The sequence below is a fragment of the Enterobacter sp. DC4 genome, from assembly GCF_000568095.1.
In the GTDB taxonomy this organism is placed as follows: domain Bacteria; phylum Pseudomonadota; class Gammaproteobacteria; order Enterobacterales; family Enterobacteriaceae; genus Enterobacter; species Enterobacter pseudoroggenkampii.
The window spans coordinates 62,459-79,070 of sequence record NZ_AZUB01000011.1; the positions used below are offsets into that span (position 1 = coordinate 62,459).

Here is a 16,612-nt window from a genome sequence, read left to right on the forward strand (position 1 = left end):
ACTTCTGACATCACCATTTTTACAGATAGTTAATGGAATCGGTTACAGAATTTTCATAAAAAGTGTGAGGAGCGTTAAATTTTTCGATCCAGCTTCAGCCTTCGATGGGATCGACGTCCAGTACCCACTTCACTTTTCTCGCCTCGGGCAGGGTGTTAATCAGCACCAGCGCGCCGCTGACGATGTGCTGAAGACGAACGCGAGAGGGGTGCTGGAGCAAAATTTGCCAGCGGAAACGGCCGCCGCGTTTTGGGGCGAGTGCCGGCACCGGGCCCAAAATCCACAGCTGATTATCCACCAGCGGACTGGCCTGCAGGAGGTTTCTCAGCTGCTGCAGGAAAAGCGGCGCCTGCTGGTTGTTGTGGTCTTCCGCGCGGATGATGACGTGGCTGGTCCACGGCGGTAGCTGCATGGTCTGGCGTTCGGCCAGCGCCTGCTCGGCAAAGGCGTCATAGCCTTTGTGCAGAAGGGTTTGTAGCAGCGGGTGCTCCGGGTGGTGCGTTTGCAATACCACTTCGCCCTGTTTACCGGCGCGCCCGGCGCGCCCTGCCACCTGGGTGTAAAGCTGGGCGAAGCGCTCGGCTGAACGGAAATCTGCCGAGAACAGCGCGCCGTCCACGTCCAGCAGGGCGACCAGCGTCACGTCCGGGAAGTGGTGGCCTTTTGCCAGCATCTGAGTGCCAATCAGGATGCGTGCGCCGCCGCGATGCACTTCCGCCAGCTGCTGCTCCAGCGCCCCTTTGCGGCTGGTGGTGTCCCGGTCGATTCGGGACAGGGGCACGTCGGGGAAGAAGGGCGCAAGGGCCTGTTCCAGCTGTTCCGTTCCCAGACCCACCGGCACGATATGCGTGGAACCACATGACGGACACTGGCGCGGCACCGGACGCTGGCTGTCGCAGTGGTGGCAGCGTAAATGCCGCTGGGCCTGGTGGAAGGTATAGTAGTGGTCGCAGCGCGGGCACTCGGCAATCCATCCGCAGTCGTGGCACAGCAGGGCAGGTGCAAATCCGCGACGGTTAAGAAACAGGATCACCTGATTGCCCGCCTGCAAATGCTGGCGCATGCGGGTAATCAATGCAGGTGCTAGCCCGGCCTGGACCTGCTGACCTTTCAGATCCAGTACGTGCTGAATGGCCGGACGGGCATTCCCCGCGCGACGCGTCAGGCGCAGCATATGGTATTTACGCTGGCGCACGTTGTGCAGCGTTTCGAGCGCAGGCGTGGCGGAGCCGAGAATAATAGGAATTTGCTCGCTGTGGGCGCGATAAACAGCCAGATCGCGGGCGTGATAGCGCCAGCCTTCCTGCTGTTTATAGGAGCTGTCGTGTTCTTCGTCGATCACGATAACGCCAAGATTTTTAAACGGCGTAAACAGCGACGAGCGGGTGCCGATCACAATCGCCGCTTCGCCGTTTTTCGCTTTCAGCCAGGCGCTGAGGCGTTCGCTGTCGTTCAGGCCAGAGTGCAGCACCTCAACCGGCGCATTAAAGCGTTCGCGAAAGCGGGCGATGGTTTGCGGCGTCAGGCCAATTTCCGGCACCATCACCAGCGCCTGTTTGCCCTGCGCAAGCACGTTTTCCAGCACGCTCAGGTAGACTTCCGTCTTGCCGGAGCCCGTCACGCCCGCCAGCAGCCAGGCGGAGAAATGATCGGAGGCGCTATGAATCGCGCCCACGGCGGTTGCCTGTTCGGTATTCAGACGCAGGCGATCCCCTGAAACGGAGAAACTCTCGCGCCAGTCGTAAAGGGCAGGCGCTTCGCTTGCCAGGTCGCTCAACCCTTTCTTTCTTAATGCCTGTAGCGCCGTTTCGCTGACTTCAAGTTCGTCGACCTGATGCCGCCAGATTTTCCCCTGACGCAGCGCCGCCAGGGCCTGCTGCTGTTTCTGTGAGCGCTTGAGGCTGTTAATGTCGACGGCCTGGCCATCTTCCGTAGCAAACCAGTACCACATCGGCGCATGGCTGGCGCTTTTGCCCTGGCGCAGCATGATGGGCAGGGCGTGGAACAGGACGTCGCCAATGGGGTGATGATAATAATCCGCCGCCCATAGCAGCAGTCGCCAGGTGCTGGTGGAATAAACGGGCTCGCCGTCGAGCACCTCAACCACCGACTTTAGTTCATTGAGCGGCAGTTCGCTTCGATCGCTGACGGAGACAACAATTCCCACGCGCTGCTGTTTGCCAAACGGCACGGTCACGCGACAGCCCGCTTTGGCGCTCATGCTGTCGGGCAGCAGGTAGTCAAAGGTTCGGGGAAGCGGAACGGGCAGGGCAACGTGAGCGACGGGCATCGAATCTTCCTGACTTGAAAAGTGGCGCGTTAGTATACACATTAGTGAAAGCGGCGTGCGGATCAGTTTGCATACGTTGGTCAAATTCTGTATGATTCGCCGCCTTTGGTGTACTTTACGCCAAAGAACTTACAATCAACATCGCGTGGTGTCTGGCGTTAGGGCTGGAAGAGCGACGCGGCCTTAACTGAGGTTCTCCCATGAAAAAAGATATTCACCCGAAATACGAAATGATTACTGCAAACTGTTCTTGCGGTAACTCTATCCAGATCCGCTCTACCGTGGGTCACGATCTGAACCTGGACGTGTGCGGCAAATGCCACCCGTTCTACACTGGTAAGCAGCGTGATGTTGCAACCGGTGGCCGTGTTGACCGCTTCAACAAGCGTTTCAGCATCCCGGGCGCTAAATAAGTTTCCCGAAAAAAAGGCACCGCAAGGTGCCTTTTTTGTATCCGCTTCTCAGTATTCCCACGTCTCCGGGTCAATACCCAGTTCACGCATGATCACCTTCGCCTCTTCCGGGATTTCATCACTGCGTTCTTTACGCAGATCTTCATCGTTCGGCAACGGTTGACCGGTAAACGCATGCAGAAACGCTTCGCACAGCAGCTCGCTGTTGGTTGCGTGGCGCAGGTTGTTCACCTGACGACGCGTACGTTCATCGGTGAGGATCTTCAACACCTTCAGAGGAATAGAAACCGTAATTTTTTTTACTTGTTCACTCTTCTTACCGTGCTCAGCGTATGGGCTGATATATTCGCCGCTCCATTCAGCCATGAGATACCTTTAATCCTCTCAGTCATTTATCTAAAGGTGCAAAACCTGTAACCACTCGTTTTGAACCGCAATCTTGCCTAGTTTACCGTAGAGACGATACCGTGGCACGGATATTGCCGCTGCAGCGTGCACTAAAGCATATAATTTTAACGGCTATTTGCGCATTGCTCAATCTATACGCAAAGAAGTTTAGATGTCCAGATGTATTGACGTCCATACTTTCAATGTTTACTCTGGTGCCTGACTTTTCACCTCATTCGCCAGGAAGCCCTCACCATGACGCGTAAACAGGCCACTATCGCAGTGCGTAGCGGATTAAATGATGACGAGCAGTACGGCTGCGTTGTCCCGCCCATTCATCTTTCCAGTACCTACAACTTCACCGGATTTAATGAACCCCGCGCGCATGATTACTCGCGTCGTGGCAACCCTACGCGTGACGTGACCCAGCGCGCGCTGGCCGAGCTGGAAGGTGGCGCAGGCGCCGTATTAACCAATACGGGGATGTCCGCCATTCACCTGGTGACCACCGTGTTCCTGAAACCAGGTGACCTGCTGGTTGCGCCGCACGATTGCTACGGCGGCAGCTATCGCCTGTTTGATAGCCTGGCAAAACGCGGCTGCTATCGCGTACTGTTTGTCGATCAAAACGATGAACAGGCGCTGAAACAGGCGCTGGCAGAGAAGCCAAAGCTGGTTCTGGTGGAAAGTCCAAGCAATCCATTGTTGCGCGTTGTCGATATTGCGAAAATTTGTCAGCTCGCAAGGGATGCGGGAGCGATAAGTGTAGTGGATAATACGTTCCTCAGTCCGGCCCTTCAGAACCCACTCGCACTGGGTGCCGATCTGGTATTGCATTCATGCACTAAATATCTGAACGGCCATTCTGATGTGGTAGCGGGCGTGGTGATTGCCAAAGATCCCGACGTTGTCACCGAACTGGCATGGTGGGCCAATAATATTGGCGTCACCGCGGGTGCCTTCGACAGCTATCTGCTGTTGCGCGGCATCCGCACGCTGTCGCCGCGCATGGAAGTGGCGCAACGCAATGCCCAGGCGATTGTCGATTTCCTGAAAACCCAGCCGCTGGTGAAGAAGCTCTATCACCCGTCGCTGCCGGAAAATCAGGGGCACGAGATTGCCGCGCGCCAGCAGAAAGGGTTTGGCGCGATGTTAAGTTTTGAACTGGACGGTGACGAGCAAACGCTGCGTCGCTTCCTGAGCGGGTTGTCATTGTTTACGCTGGCGGAATCCTTAGGTGGGGTTGAAAGCTTGATCTCCCACGCCGCGACCATGACGCACGCAGGTATGGCACCGGAAGCACGTGCCGCCGCCGGGATTTCTGAGACGCTGCTGCGAATCTCAACCGGTATTGAAGATTCTGAAGATTTAATTGCCGATCTGGAAAATGGCTTCCGGATCGCAGCCAAGGGGTAATCATGAGTGTGATAGCGCAGGCAGGGGCGAAGGGTCGTCAGCTGCACAAGTTTGGTGGTAGTAGTCTTGCTGATGTGAAATGTTACCTGCGTGTCGCAGGGATCATGACGGAATATTCACAGCCGGGTGACATGATGGTTGTCTCGGCGGCGGGCAGCACCACCAACCAGTTGATTAGCTGGCTGAAACTGAGCCAGACCGATCGCCTTTCTGCGCATCAGGTGCAACAGTCCTTACGTCGTTACCAGAGCGAGCTGATTGCTGGCCTGCTGCCTGCGGACGTAGCGGACGGGCTGATCAGCGCCTTCACGCATGACCTTGAGCGTCTGGCCGCCCTGCTGGACAGCGGGATCACCGATGCGGTGTATGCCGAAGTGGTGGGCCACGGTGAAGTGTGGTCCGCGCGCCTGATGGCCGCCGTTCTGCAACATCTGGGCGTGGAGGCGGCCTGGCTCGATGCGCGTGATTTCCTGCGCGCCGAACGCGCCGCGCAGCCGCAGGTGGATGAAGGGTTGTCCTATCCGCTGCTGCAACAGCTGCTGGTGCAGCATCCGGGCAAACGTATTGTGGTTACCGGCTTTATCAGCCGCAGCAACGCGGGTGAAACCGTGCTGCTGGGCCGTAACGGCTCCGACTACTCGGCAACGCAAATCGGTGCCCTGGCGGGCGTGTCCCGCGTCACCATCTGGAGCGACGTGGCCGGTGTTTACAGCGCCGACCCGCGTAAAGTGAAAGATGCCTGTCTGCTGCCGCTGCTGCGTCTCGACGAAGCCAGCGAGCTGGCGCGTCTGGCGGCGCCGGTACTGCACGCGCGCACGCTGCAGCCGGTTTCCGGCAGCGATATCGACCTCCAGCTGCGCTGCAGCTACACCCCGGATCAAGGCTCTACCCGTATTGAACGCGTACTGGCGTCCGGCACCGGGGCGCGTATTGTCACCAGCCACGACGACATCTGCCTGATTGAGTTCCAGGTGCCTGCGGGCCAGGACTTCAAACTGGCGCATAAAGAGATCGACCTGATGTTAAAGCGTGCTCAGGTGCGCCCGCTGGCCGTTGGCGTCCACAATGACCGCCAGCTGCTGCAGTTCTGCTATACCGCTGAAGTGGCGGACAGCGCCCTGAAAATTCTGGATGAAGCGGGCCTGCCGGGCGAGCTTCGCCTGCGTCAGGGGCTGGCGCTGGTGGCGATGGTGGGCGCGGGCGTCACCCGTAACCCGCTGCACTGCCACCGCTTCTGGCAGCAGCTGAAAGGCCAGCCGGTGGAGTTCACCTGGCAGTCGGAAGAGGGCATCAGCCTGGTGGCCGTTCTGCGCAAAGGGCCAACCGAAAGCCTGATTCAGGGTCTGCACACCTCCCTGTTCCGCGCGGAAAAGCGCATCGGCCTGGTGCTGTTTGGTAAAGGCAACATCGGTTCCCGCTGGCTGGAGCTGTTCGCCCGCGAACAGGTCACGCTCTCGGCGCGTACCGGGTTCGAATTCATTCTCGCGGGCGTAGTGGACAGCCGCCGCAGCCTGCTGAACTACGAAGGGCTGGACGCCAGCCGCGCGCTTGCCTTCTTTAATGATGAAGCCGTAGAGCAGGATGAAGAGTCGCTGTTCCTGTGGATGCGCGCGCACCCTTACGATGACCTGGTAGTGCTGGACGTGACCGCCAGCGAACAGCTTGCCGATCAGTACCTTGATTTCGCCAGCCACGGTTTCCACGTCATCAGCGCCAACAAGCTGGCGGGGGCGAGCAGCACCGATAAATACCGTCAGATCCACGACGCGTTTGAAAAAACGGGGCGCCACTGGCTGTATAACGCCACCGTGGGTGCAGGCCTGCCGGTAAACCACACCGTGCGTGACCTGATTGAAAGCGGCGACAGCATTCTGGCGCTGAGCGGTATCTTCTCCGGCACGCTCTCCTGGCTGTTCCTGCAGTTTGACGGCACCGTTCCGTTCACCGACCTGGTGGATCAGGCGTGGCAGCAGGGCTTAACGGAACCCGATCCGCGTGTTGATCTCTCCGGTAAAGACGTGATGCGCAAGCTGGTGATCCTGGCGCGTGAAGCCGGTTATGACATCGAACCGGATTCCGTACGCGTCGAATCGCTGGTGCCTGCCGGCTGTGAAGAAGGTTCTGTGGACCATTTCTTTGAAAATGGGGAAGAGCTTAACGAGCAAATGGTGCAGCGTCTGGAAGCGGCGAACGAGATGGGGCTGGTGCTGCGCTACGTGGCGCGTTTCGAGGCCAACGGAAAAGCGCGAGTCGGTGTCGAGGCGGTGCGTCCTGAACATCCGCTGGCGGCGCTGCTGCCGTGCGATAACGTCTTCGCCATCGAAAGCCGCTGGTACCGCGATAACCCGCTGGTGATCCGCGGTCCGGGCGCGGGGCGCGATGTCACCGCCGGGGCCATCCAGTCCGACATCAACCGTCTGGCTAAGCTGCTGTAACCCCTCACCCTAACCCTCTCCCCAAAGGGGAGAGGGGACTGCTCGGTGCGGTCTTTTCCCCCTCGCCCCTTTGGGGAGAGGGCCGGGGTGAGGGGCCTTCTCACCCTCATCTTGAATTTTTCTCATATTCCCTGAGCAAACCTCACCGTTATTGTTGATTATTTCTATTGACGTCCCTCCACTTTTCCGTCATTTTTACATCTGGACGTCTAAACGTATAGAAGTTCACAACACAACAGACAATGACACGCGATTGATAGAGGTAAGGTATGAGCTTTTTTCACGCCAACCAGCGGGAAGCACTGAATCAGAGCCTGGCCGAAGTAAACGGCCAGATTAACGTCTCTTTTGAATTTTTCCCGCCGCGCACCAGTGAAATGGAGCAAACCCTGTGGAGCTCTATCGATCGTCTCAGCAGCCTGAAACCGAAGTTTGTCTCCGTGACCTACGGTGCGAACTCCGGCGAGCGTGACCGTACGCACAGCATCATTAAAGGCATCAAAGATCGCACCGGTCTCGAAGCGGCCCCGCACCTCACCTGTATCGACGCCACCCGCGACGAGCTGCGAGCCATCGCCCAGGATTACTGGAATAACGGTATCCGTCATATTGTCGCATTGCGCGGTGACCTGCCTCCTGGAAGCGGTAAGCCGGACATGTATGCCGCCGATCTGGTGGGGCTGTTGAAGGGGGTGGCGGACTTTGATATCTCCGTGGCCGCCTATCCTGAGGTTCATCCGGAAGCGAAAAGCGCTCAGGCCGATCTGCTTAACCTCAAGCGTAAGGTGGATGCCGGCGCGAACCGCGCCATTACTCAGTTCTTCTTTGATGTGGAAAGCTATCTGCGCTTCCGTGACCGCTGCGTCTCCGCGGGCATCGACGTTGAAATAATCCCGGGTATTCTGCCGGTCTCTAACTTCAAACAGGCGAAGAAATTTGCTGATATGACCAATGTGCGTATTCCTCTCTGGATGTCTAAAATGTACGAGGGGCTGGACGATGACCCGGAAACACGCAAGCTGGTGGGCGCAAATATCGCGATGGACATGGTGAAGATCTTAAGTCGTGAAGGGGTGAAGGATTTCCACTTCTACACGCTGAACCGTGCTGAGATGAGTTACGCCATATGCCACACGCTCGGCGTTAGACCAGGCGTGTAACAAAAAAGAGCCCTCTTCGGAGGGTTTTTTGATTTATAAGGGTTTTATTTTCCTGCCATATCAGCAATGCTGCCTTTGACGTACAAAACTCATGTATTTTCCATGGGAAATTAAACGGATTTAACTATCGAATCTGTGGGTTATCTCAACTATACCTTATCAACAAGGGCGTATATCGTAACGGTAACACTGTAAAAGGGAGCATAGCGATGAGCACGTCAGACGAAACCAATAAAGCGGCATCAGTCGGCAAATGCCCGTTCCATCAGGGCGGCGTCGATCACAGCGCGGGCGCAGGTACAGGCAGCCGCGACTGGTGGCCAAAACAACTCCGCATCGATCTTCTTAACCAACATTCCAATCGTTCGAACCCGCTGGGTGAAGACTTTGACTACCGCAAAGAATTTAGCAAGCTTGATTACTCCGCGCTGAAAGGCGATCTCAAAGCACTTTTAACCGACTCCCAACCGTGGTGGCCTGCCGACTGGGGTAGCTATGCGGGCCTGTTTATCCGTATGGCCTGGCATGGCGCGGGTACCTATCGCTCCGTTGACGGACGCGGTGGCGCAGGACGCGGTCAACAGCGCTTTGCGCCGCTGAACTCCTGGCCGGATAACGTGAGCCTGGATAAGGCGCGCCGTCTGCTGTGGCCCATCAAGCAAAAATACGGACAAAAAATTTCCTGGGCTGACCTGTTTATCCTCGCGGGTAACGTGGCGCTGGAGAATTCGGGCTTCCGCACCTTTGGTTTCGGTGCCGGGCGTGAAGATGTCTGGGAACCGGATCTGGACGTGAACTGGGGTGATGAAAAAGCCTGGCTGACCCACCGCGATCCGGAAGCGCTGGCGAAGCGTCCTCTGGCCGCCACCGAAATGGGCCTGATCTACGTGAACCCGGAAGGGCCAAACGCCAGCGGTGAACCGCTGTCAGCGGCGGCAGCGATTCGCGCGACCTTCGGCAACATGGGCATGAACGATGAAGAGACCGTCGCGCTGATTGCAGGCGGCCACACCCTCGGCAAGACTCACGGCGCGGGTGAAGCCACCCACGTGGGTACCGACCCGGAAGCCTCACCAATTGAAGCGCAGGGCCTGGGCTGGGCGAGCACGCTCGGCACGGGCGTGGGTGCAGATGCCATTACCTCCGGTCTGGAAGTCATCTGGTCGCAAACCCCGACCCAGTGGAGCAACTACTTCTTCGAGAACCTGTTCAAATACGAATGGGTGCAGACCCGCAGCCCGGCAGGGGCGATTCAGTTTGAAGCCGTAGATGCACCGGAAATCATGCCCGATCCGTTCGACCCGTCGAAAAAACGCAAACCTACCATGCTGGTCACCGACCTGACGCTGCGTTTTGACCCGGAATTCGAGAAAATTTCCCGCCGCTTCCTGAACGATCCGCAGGCTTTCAACGAAGCCTTCGCGCGTGCCTGGTTCAAGCTGACCCACCGTGATATGGGGCCAAAAGCGCGGTACATCGGCCCTGAAGTGCCGAAAGAAGATCTGATTTGGCAGGACCCGCTGCCGCAGGCGGTGTTCAATCCGTCGAAAGAAGACATTGAAAGCCTGAAGGCGGAGATTGTGGCGTCCGGTCTGTCCGTGAGCGAGCTGGTTTCCGTAGCCTGGGCGTCTGCTTCAACCTTCCGCGGTGGCGATAAGCGTGGCGGCGCTAACGGCGCACGTCTGGCGCTGGCGCCTCAGCGCGACTGGGATGTGAACGCCGCGGCGGTTCGCGCTTTGCCGGCTCTGGAAGCTATTCAGCGCACCACCAACAAAGCCTCACTGGCCGATATCATCGTGCTGGCGGGCGTGGTAGGCGTTGAGCAGGCCGCAAAAGCCGCGGGCGTGTACGTCACCGTACCGTTCATCCCAGGCCGCGTGGATGCGCGTCAGGATCAGACGGATATCGAGATGTTTAACCTGCTCGAACCGGTTGCCGATGGTTTCCGCAACTATCGTGCGCAGGTGGATGTGTCCACCACGGAGTCACTGTTGATCGACAAGGCCCAGCAGCTGACGCTGACCGCACCGGAGCTGACGGTGCTGATCGGCGGCCTGCGCGTGCTGGGTGCCAACTTTGATGGCAGCAAGAATGGCGTGTTCACTGACCGCGAGGGCGTGCTGAGCAACGATTTCTTCGTGAACCTGCTGGACATGAACACGCAGTGGAAGGCGACCGACGAATCCAATGAGCTGTTTGCCGGAAGCGATCGCGCCAGCGGTGAAGTGAAATATACCGCCACCCGCGCCGATCTGGTCTTCGGTTCGAACGCCGTCCTGCGTGCGCTGGCAGAGGTTTACGCCAGCGATGATGCGCATGAGAAGTTTGTCCGCGACTTCGTTGCCGCATGGGCGAAGGTGATGGATCTGGACCGGTTTGACCTGCAGTAACCCTTGTGCCGGGTGGCGCTAACGCTTACCCGGCCTACGGGCAAAAAAATCCCCGCTGATGCGGGGATTTTTATTCACGCTATTTACTCCCACTCCTGCAGGAACCGCTGCCCATACTGGTCGGCTACCAGCAGTGCCGCATACACCTGATCCGGCGTTACGCCGCCGGGCATGTTGTGGATGGTTTCTCCTTCCGCACAGGACGCTTCCGCGATCAGACGCATTTTGGCCGGAATATCCTCTTTGATGTTCAGCTGTGCCAGCGTGATCGGCAGCCCAACGCTGTGACAAAGCGCGGCGACGGTCTCTATTTCTTCTACCGGCGCGTTTTCCAGTACCAGCTGCGTCAGCGTACCAAACGCCACTTTTTCGCCGTGATAGAAGTGATGCGCGTCCGGCACCGCCGTCATGCCGTTATGAATAGCGTGTGCTGCCGCCAGCCCGCCGCTTTCAAAGCCTACGCCGCTGAGATAGGTGTTGGCTTCGATAATGCGTTCCAGCGCCGGTGTAACCACATGCTGTTCCGCCGCCAGCATGGCTTTTTCACCCTCTTCAACCAGCGTGTTGTAGCACAGCTCTGCCAGCGCGAGTGCTGCCTGCGTACATTTGCCGCCCGCCATGGTGGTCGCACCGCTGCGCGAGCAGGCGCGTGCTTCAAACCACGTCGCCAGCGCATCGCCAATCCCGGCGGCCAGCAGACGTGCCGGCGCACCCGCCACCACTTTGGTATCGACGATAACCATGTTCGGGTTGTGAGGCAGCATCAGGTAGCGATCGAACTCACCGCTGTCGGTGTAAATGACGGAAAGGGCGCTGCATGGCGCATCGGTGGAGGCGATAGTTGGCGCAATGGCGACGGGTACGTCCATGAAATGGGCCAGCGCTTTGGCGGTATCCAGCGTTTTACCGCCGCCAATGCCCAGCACTGCCAGGCAGTCGGCGCTGTCGGCCAGCTTTTTCAGGCGATCGATTTCATTTTGTGAACATTCGCCGCCAAACGGCGCGATTTCGGCATGCAGTTCGGCTTTTTTAAAACTCTGACGCAGGGTCTCTTCGGCAAAACCCAGCACAAATTTATCGCCGACAACCAGCCAGCGATTGGCCAGGGGTTTCAGATAGTCGCCGAGACGGGTAAGCACATCAGCGCCCTGGATATATTTCCCCGGCGATTGAATGATACGGTCCATAACAGTTCTCCCTTAGAGGTTGAGGTTACCAAACGCGTTTTTCCAGTCCTGCTCGAACTTCTCTATGGCTGACTCTACCGCTGGTGTGCCGAGCATGTGTTGCGCTACGTCTAAGGGAAGCGTGATTGCTTCACATCCGGCGAGCAGACAGTCCAGCGCCTGACGCGGCGTTTTGAAGCTGGCGGCCAGCATCTTGCTTTCCGGCGCGTGCAGCTCCAGCAGAGACTGCAGCTCCTGCACCATGCGAATGCCGTCACCGCCCTGCGCATCAACGCGGTTTACGTACGGCGCGACATATTTCGCCCCTGCGAGTGCGGCGAGCAAGCCCTGAGCGGCGCTATAAACGGCGGTCCCCAGCGTGGTTATCCCCTCTTTTTTCAACGCCTTGATCGCGGTAAGGCCCTCAGCCGTGACAGGGATTTTCACCACGATGTCCGGTATGGCATTACTCAAACGTTTGGCTTCCGCCACCATGCCTTCGGCATCGCGGCTCATGGTTTGAGCAAACAGCGTGCCTTCCGGTCCAATGGCTTTTTGCAGACGCGGCAGCACGTCCCAGATGGATTCGCGGCTGGCGGCGATGATGCTCGGGTTGGTGGTGACGCCCGCAATAGGAAAGATGCGCGCCAGACGTTCAACTTCCGCCACGTTGGCGGTATCCAGATACAGTTCCATTACTCTTCCTCGTTTCAGAGTTCTAATTCGTGTTGCAGCAGGGAGGCGATGGCCTCTTCTGAGCTGGCGTTGACCAGCGCGCTGCGGAAATCGTCATGCATGATGCGGCGTGCCAGACGGGAGAAAATACGCATATGCTGATCGCCCGCGGCGTGTTTGTTCAGCGTCAGCATGATGATGAATTGTGCTTCTTCATCTCCCCACATGACGGGCGATTTCAGGCGTGCGACGCTGATGGTGGATTGCTCAATGTGCTCAGACTTGCTGTGCGGAATGGCGAAGCTGAAGCCAAGACCGGTAGAGAATACGGCTTCGCGCGCCCACAGATCGGCCTCCAGCTTGCGGGGGTAGCGGCAACGTCCGGCGAGCAGCAGGTTATCGGTCATCCCTTTCATGACCTCTTCTTTACTGTTCCAGTCATTGTCCAGCGAAATACAGCGAGGTGTGACCAACGGCGTGTCCTGCTGATTCATGCGGAACTGTGCCAGCAGGTGTTCCACTTCAAGCGAGGTGCGGCACGCCATGGCCTGGTTCAGCAGCTGGCGGCAGGCGCGGCTATCAAGCTGTGCCAGGCGCGCTTTGGTTGCCGGAATGGCGGGCGACCCCATGCTCAGTTCGTCCAAACCCAGACCCACCAGCAATGGCAGCACCGAACCTTTTGCACCCAGTTCGCCGCACAGGCCAATCCATTTCCCCTGGCGATGGACGGCTTGCACCGCGTAATCCAGCGCCCGCAGGAAGGCTGGGTTCAGGCTGTTGTAGTGGCGTGTGACTTTGGCGTTGTCGCGGTCGACGGCCAGCAGATATTGCGTCAGGTCATTGCTGCCGATGCTAAAGAAATCAATCTCTTCACAGCACTGATCGATGATGAACATTACCGAAGGCACTTCCAGCATGATGCCGAGCGGGATTTTTTCATCAAATGGAATATGTTCAGCCCGGAGCTGCTGTTTCGCTTCGGCAAGTTTCTCTTTCACCCACAGGATCTCTTCCATAGAAGAGATCATCGGGATCATGATCTTCAGGCTGCCGTGAGCAGAGGCGCGCAGGATCGCCCGAAGCTGGGTGGTGAAAAGCGCTGCATACTCTTCGTAAATGCGTACGGCGCGGTAGCCGAGGAACGGGTTGTTTTCGGCCGGGATATTCAGGTACGCCACCGGCTTATCGCCGCCGATATCCATGGTGCGCACGATAATGCTGCGCCCGTTTGCACTCTCCAGCGCCTGACAGAAAATGTTGTACAGCTCGTTTTCACCGGGTGCGCTGCTGCGGTCCATATACAGCATTTCGGTGCGAAACAGGCCAACGCCCTCGGCGCCGTTCCCGAATGCTGCCTGCGCTTCCACCGCGTGGGCGATGTTCGCGGCAATCTCAACGCGCAGGCCATCGGCGGTTCTGGCTTCCCGATCGAGCCAGATACGCTGCTGCTCGCGTAGTGCCTGTTGTACTCGTGCTTCCTGGCGGTAGTAGCGTGCCACCGCATCGCTGGCGTTGACCACGACCGCACCGGCATTGCCATCAATAAATACGGGTTTATTGCGCCACTGCAGCAGGCTTTCACTGTCGACGCCCACCAGCGTCGGAATATTAAAGGAACGTGCAAGAATGACGGTGTGCGAGGTGGTTCCGCCGCTTTTTAACAGCAGCCCCTTAAGTAAGGTTTTATCGAGTTCCAGGAACTGGCCGGGCGTAAGATCATCAGCCAGACAAACACTCTGTTGAGTGAGCTGTCCCGGTGCGGGGAAGCGTTGTTCACCATAAATATGTTGTAAAAGTTGATAGCAGACATCGCGCACATCCAGCGCACGTTCCCGTAAGTAGCTGCTGCTGGAACGAGAGAACGTATCGCAGAAATGGTTGGCTGTGGCGATTGTCGCTTGCGCACAGCTTAGCCCCTGGCTTACGCCCGCAAGAAGATGCTGGCGCAAAGAGGTATCCGTAGCCAGCGAACGATGGGCTTCAAGAATGGCGTTGGCGGTGCTGTCGCTGTCCAGCGCGCGCAGCTCAATATTTTTCACCAGCAGGGTGAGGCCGCTATCCAGCGCTGACTGCTCTTCTTCCACGTTTTTCACGTCGGGTAAATCCGTCAGTGCATTGAGATCCAGCGAGGTCAGCAAGGTCAACACGCCCTGGACGCTACCGCTGCAAACGGGCAGGGCGCGGAAAAGCGTTGGATTAAGGCGCGCGAGGGATTCTGGCAGCGGATCGCGCTCAATATTGATGGCTTCTGCGAGCGGTGCATCACAGTGTGGGAACTCTTCCCGGAGCCATTGTTCCAGCTTTTGATGGGCGCTCTGCTCATCTTCACCGTGGATCACCAGACGACAGGCGTCGCCTGCCAGCGTGTCGGTGCCAATAAGTGCCAGTGCGCTCTTGGCATTCCCTTTTCGGTCGGTGCGCAGATTATGCCATTCGATCTGCGAGATAAACGTATTGCACAGCGTCTCCACATGACTTGCCGGACGCGCGTGAACCCCGTTGGGTAATTCACAGGTAAATTCCACTACCAGAGCCATACACACTCCTGAAAGCAATCAACATTCATTGGGGAACAGCATACGAGCGTGGTGATGATGCGCGCCATGTGACAAATCTGCCAAACACTGGATAAATGTAATATCACGCGAAAAGTGAGATTTGACTCACAGGTTATTAATTTTTGCTTAACGCCGGAGTGCTTCGAAATGTCGAGGCGGATCGCATTTTCATTTCGACATTACAAAAATCCAGTAAATGGCCTTTTTGTCTCCTGTCCGCCGTCTTTCTGATTGCCTATTGTTTGCCACAACATCTTTATGGTTTTAGGCCTGGAGCGACATATGAAAGAGTTGGTGCATATTCTCAAGAACACGCGGCAGCATCTGATGACCGGGGTGTCGCACATGATCCCGTTCGTGGTCGCGGGCGGTATTTTGCTGGCGGTTTCAGTCATGCTGTACGGCAAGGGCGCGGTACCGGATGCCGCAACCGATCCCAACCTCAAAAAGCTATTCGATATCGGCGTGGCGGGGTTAACGCTGATGGTGCCTTTCCTGGCCGCCTATATTGGCTACTCCATTGCCGAGCGCGCCGCGCTTGCTCCCTGTGCTATTGCCGCGTGGGTTGGTAACAGCTTCGGTGCGGGTTTCTTCGGCGCCATTATTGCCGGGATCCTCGGCGGGATTGTGGTCTGGTATCTGAAAAAACTGCCGGTCCCGAAAGTCCTGCGCTCCGTCATGCCTATCTTCATCATCCCTATCATCGGCACCTTTGTTACCGCGGGCATCATGATGTGGGGTCTGGGCGAACCTGTTGGTGCGTTGACGACGGGCTTAACCCAGTGGCTGCAAGGGATGCAGCAGGGCAGCATCGTCGTGCTGGCCATCATCATGGGATTGATGCTGGCCTTCGACATGGGCGGCCCGATTAATAAAGTCGCCTATGCCTTCATGCTGATCTGCGTTGCTCAGGGCGTCTACACCGTGGTGGCGATTGCGGCGGTAGGTATCTGCGTGCCTCCTCTGGGCTTAGGCCTGGCGACGTTGATTAATCGCAAGAATTTTACCGGTGAAGAGCGTGAAGCGGGCAAGGCAGCATTAGTGATGGGCTGCGTGGGGGTTACCGAAGGGGCCATTCCGTTCGCCGCAGCCGACCCTCTGCGTGTCATTCCCTCCATCATGCTGGGATCCGCGTGTGGCGCAGTGACGGCTGCCGTGATGGGCGCGCAATGTTATGCCGGATGGGGCGGGCTTATCGTTCTCCCTGTGGTGGAGGGCAAGCTGGGCTACATCGCGGCGGTTGCCGTAGGGGCTATGGTGACTGCCATTAGCGTCAACGTGCTGAAGAGTATTGCCCGCAAGAATGCAAAACAGGTCGATGAAAAAGAGGACGACCTGGATCTGGATTTCGAAATTAACTGAGTGAGGAAGAGAACATGGCCCGAATTATCGCAGTAACCGCATGCCCGTCAGGCGTTGCTCATACCTACATGGCGGCCGAAGCGCTGGAAAGCGCCGCTAGAGCCAAAGGCTGGGAAGTGAAGGTTGAAACGCAGGGGTCGATTGGTCTTGAGAACGAACTGAATGCTGAGGATATCGCCGCAGCGGATATGGTGATCCTGACCAAAGATATTGGCATTAAGTTCGAAGAACGTTTTACCGGGAAAACCATCGTGCGCGTCAACATCAGCGACGCGGTGAAACGCGCTGACGCCATCATGAACAAAATTGATGCCCACCTGGCGCAAACCGCCTGACGCTCTCCCGCCCTTCGGGGCGGGC

The 16,612-nt window shown here is 57.6% G+C and carries 12 protein-coding genes; 7 read left to right on the forward strand and 5 right to left on the reverse strand.

The annotated features are described in order from the left end of the window. Positions 1 to 94 precede the first annotated feature (94 nt). The gene (priA, locus tag P349_RS02490; protein WP_032648469.1) at positions 95 to 2,290 is read right to left on the reverse strand and encodes a primosomal protein N'; all 2,196 of its coding nucleotides are present in this window, start codon (positions 2,288 to 2,290) and stop codon (positions 95 to 97) included. 200 nt (positions 2,291 to 2,490) lie between these two features. Here priA and rpmE point away from each other — a divergent pair, with 200 nt between their 5' ends. After that, positions 2,491 to 2,703 (forward strand): 50S ribosomal protein L31, encoded by a 213-nt coding sequence (rpmE, locus tag P349_RS02485; RefSeq protein WP_003862040.1) that lies wholly within the window; start codon positions 2,491 to 2,493, stop codon positions 2,701 to 2,703. Between the two features lie 48 nt (positions 2,704 to 2,751). Here the strand turns inward: rpmE and metJ are convergent, their stop codons facing one another. Then, positions 2,752 to 3,069 (reverse strand): met regulon transcriptional regulator MetJ, encoded by a 318-nt coding sequence (gene metJ / locus P349_RS02480; RefSeq protein ID WP_015966498.1) that lies wholly within the window; start codon positions 3,067 to 3,069, stop codon positions 2,752 to 2,754. A 276-nt stretch (positions 3,070 to 3,345) separates the two neighbouring features. On the opposite strand from metJ, the gene metB reads away from it, so the two are divergent. The 4 genes from metB (at position 3,346) to katG (ending at position 10,491) form a co-directional block, all read left to right on the forward strand. After that, positions 3,346 to 4,506: a cystathionine gamma-synthase gene (gene metB, locus P349_RS02475; RefSeq protein WP_032648472.1), complete on the forward strand. Its 1,161-nt coding sequence runs from the start codon at positions 3,346 to 3,348 to the stop codon at positions 4,504 to 4,506. A 2-nt stretch (positions 4,507 to 4,508) separates the two neighbouring features. After that, the gene (locus P349_RS02470) at positions 4,509 to 6,941 is read left to right on the forward strand and encodes a bifunctional aspartate kinase/homoserine dehydrogenase II (RefSeq protein WP_032648474.1); all 2,433 of its coding nucleotides are present in this window, start codon (positions 4,509 to 4,511) and stop codon (positions 6,939 to 6,941) included. A 269-nt stretch (positions 6,942 to 7,210) separates the two neighbouring features. Next, positions 7,211 to 8,101: a methylenetetrahydrofolate reductase gene (gene metF / locus P349_RS02465; protein ID WP_024909186.1), complete on the forward strand. Its 891-nt coding sequence runs from the start codon at positions 7,211 to 7,213 to the stop codon at positions 8,099 to 8,101. 209 nt (positions 8,102 to 8,310) lie between these two features. Beyond that, a complete protein-coding gene (gene katG, locus P349_RS02460; RefSeq protein WP_032648476.1) occupies positions 8,311 to 10,491 on the forward strand; it encodes a catalase/peroxidase HPI in 2,181 nt (726 codons plus the stop codon). A gap of 83 nt (positions 10,492 to 10,574) precedes the next feature. On the opposite strand, the gene gldA is transcribed toward katG, so the two are convergent. The 3 genes from gldA to ptsP are packed head-to-tail and all read right to left on the reverse strand — an operon-like array spanning position 10,575 to position 14,869. Continuing rightward, positions 10,575 to 11,678, reverse strand: coding sequence for a bifunctional L-1,2-propanediol dehydrogenase/glycerol dehydrogenase (gene gldA / locus P349_RS02455; protein ID WP_008501794.1), 1,104 nt, complete (start codon positions 11,676 to 11,678; stop codon positions 10,575 to 10,577). A 12-nt stretch (positions 11,679 to 11,690) separates the two neighbouring features. Next, positions 11,691 to 12,353 carry a fructose-6-phosphate aldolase gene (gene fsa / locus P349_RS02450; RefSeq protein WP_032648478.1) on the reverse strand — a complete coding sequence of 221 codons (663 nt, stop codon included), beginning with the start codon at positions 12,351 to 12,353 and terminating at the stop codon, positions 11,691 to 11,693. A gap of 14 nt (positions 12,354 to 12,367) precedes the next feature. After that, positions 12,368 to 14,869 carry a phosphoenolpyruvate--protein phosphotransferase gene (ptsP, locus tag P349_RS02445; protein WP_032648480.1) on the reverse strand — a complete coding sequence of 834 codons (2,502 nt, stop codon included), beginning with the start codon at positions 14,867 to 14,869 and terminating at the stop codon, positions 12,368 to 12,370. Between the two features lie 303 nt (positions 14,870 to 15,172). Between ptsP and P349_RS02440 the strand changes: the two genes are divergently transcribed. Continuing rightward, positions 15,173 to 16,252, forward strand: coding sequence for a PTS fructose transporter subunit EIIC (locus tag P349_RS02440; RefSeq protein ID WP_032648482.1), 1,080 nt, complete (start codon positions 15,173 to 15,175; stop codon positions 16,250 to 16,252). A 14-nt stretch (positions 16,253 to 16,266) separates the two neighbouring features. After that, positions 16,267 to 16,587: a PTS fructose-like transporter subunit IIB gene (locus P349_RS02435; RefSeq protein WP_032648483.1), complete on the forward strand. Its 321-nt coding sequence runs from the start codon at positions 16,267 to 16,269 to the stop codon at positions 16,585 to 16,587. Positions 16,588 to 16,612 lie beyond the last annotated feature (25 nt).

Bases quoted from the DNA above. Each gene is read 5' to 3' on its own strand.
- priA (WP_032648469.1), bottom strand. From the start codon at position 2,290: ATGCCCGTCGCTCACGTTGCCCTGCCCGTTCCGCTTCCCCGAACCTTT.
- rpmE (WP_003862040.1), top strand. From the start codon at position 2,491: ATGAAAAAAGATATTCACCCGAAATACGAAATGATTACTGCAAACTGT.
- metJ (WP_015966498.1), bottom strand. From the start codon at position 3,069: ATGGCTGAATGGAGCGGCGAATATATCAGCCCATACGCTGAGCACGGT.
- metB (WP_032648472.1), top strand. From the start codon at position 3,346: ATGACGCGTAAACAGGCCACTATCGCAGTGCGTAGCGGATTAAATGAT.
- P349_RS02470 (WP_032648474.1), top strand. From the start codon at position 4,509: ATGAGTGTGATAGCGCAGGCAGGGGCGAAGGGTCGTCAGCTGCACAAG.
- metF (WP_024909186.1), top strand. From the start codon at position 7,211: ATGAGCTTTTTTCACGCCAACCAGCGGGAAGCACTGAATCAGAGCCTG.
- katG (WP_032648476.1), top strand. From the start codon at position 8,311: ATGAGCACGTCAGACGAAACCAATAAAGCGGCATCAGTCGGCAAATGC.
- gldA (WP_008501794.1), bottom strand. From the start codon at position 11,678: ATGGACCGTATCATTCAATCGCCGGGGAAATATATCCAGGGCGCTGAT.
- fsa (WP_032648478.1), bottom strand. From the start codon at position 12,353: ATGGAACTGTATCTGGATACCGCCAACGTGGCGGAAGTTGAACGTCTG.
- ptsP (WP_032648480.1), bottom strand. From the start codon at position 14,869: ATGGCTCTGGTAGTGGAATTTACCTGTGAATTACCCAACGGGGTTCAC.
- P349_RS02440 (WP_032648482.1), top strand. From the start codon at position 15,173: ATGAAAGAGTTGGTGCATATTCTCAAGAACACGCGGCAGCATCTGATG.
- P349_RS02435 (WP_032648483.1), top strand. From the start codon at position 16,267: ATGGCCCGAATTATCGCAGTAACCGCATGCCCGTCAGGCGTTGCTCAT.